We start from the raw sequence: 1,124 nt of genomic DNA, 5'->3' as shown, positions 1-1,124 counted from the left end.
TAAAGCAGTTCCAATTCCATTACTATTTAAATAATTAGCTTTATTTACTCCTAGTAAAACTGGTGTTCCATCTGCTAAAACTGCTGAATCAGCTTTTAAAGATTTATTAGAAGGAGATTTAAATGGCACTCCATCATTTTCAGCTGCTAAAGCCTGTATAATACAAGCTATTTGAGTACTCATATGATATTTAAGTGTTCCTAGTGCTATCATTGGCCAAAAAGCTGATAAATAAGTTGAATTTAAATTGTTATTTTCTTTTATTCCAGGAACATCTGTATATTTTCTAGTTGTTTTAGTGTCTATATCACATATAGCAAATCCTTGAAAATGTCCATTTATTTTACTGGCTTTAGTTTCTAAAACTGCTGCTACTGTAGAATCGGTTGAAAATTTAGGAGCTAATACTAAATTTGGAATTACCCTATATTTTGGAAATATATTCTCAATACACTCTAACCCTTTTTCATTTCCAGTATTTGTATCTATCCCGCCTATAATGTCTTCTATTGTTACCATACTAGGTTTTAAAAAACTATAAGTTACACTTACTGTTTCTCCAGGAATAGTTCCAATAATAACTAAATATCCATCATCATCAAATTGAAAATTCAAATTTGTCTGGCCTTCAATCGTTACTGTTTCTGGGATAACTCCTGTTTTCTTTATTGTAAATTTTCCATTTTCTTTTGTAATTGTTTCAGCTTGTGTTGTTTCAGCTTTATGTGTCTCAGGATCTAAAACATTTATTAAAACTATTGGAGCAGAACCAAACTTACTAAAGTGTGCATCAATTGCCTCGCATAAAGTATAATTTTCAAAATCCTTTAAATATCCCATAGCTTCAACTGCCTCTGAGTATGAATAACAAAGAACTGGATCATTTACTTTTCTTTCTTTTGCCATATTAATTGGTGCTGTTCCTACATAAACCGCTACCATTTCAGATGTTGATGCTGCTATAACACTTGTAGGATTTTCTCTACCTGTTACTCCATGTTGAAATGCCATTATTTACCTCCTGTAAGTTTTTCTATGACTTTGCTATAATAAAAATTTTCATTTGTTCCTTTTTGAAAGATTGCTCCTTTTTTCAATGCTAAATCCTTATCTACATTAACAAA

At 30.7% G+C, this 1,124-nt stretch carries 1 protein-coding gene; it reads right to left on the bottom strand.

Annotated elements, in window-relative coordinates; genetic code table 11:
* Positions 1-1,011, bottom strand: a 1,011-nt coding sequence (locus ACRDDY_RS12530; RefSeq protein WP_438565283.1) for a phage tail sheath family protein, incomplete at its 3' end; no start/stop codon positions are given.
* Between the last annotated feature and the right edge of the window lie 113 nt (positions 1,012-1,124).

Origin of the sequence: Clostridium sp. (assembly GCF_051656525.1) — a bacterium.
Taxonomy (GTDB): Bacteria; Bacillota; Clostridia; order Clostridiales; family Clostridiaceae; genus Clostridium.
This window is presented reverse-complemented; position numbering and strand designations above follow the sequence as displayed.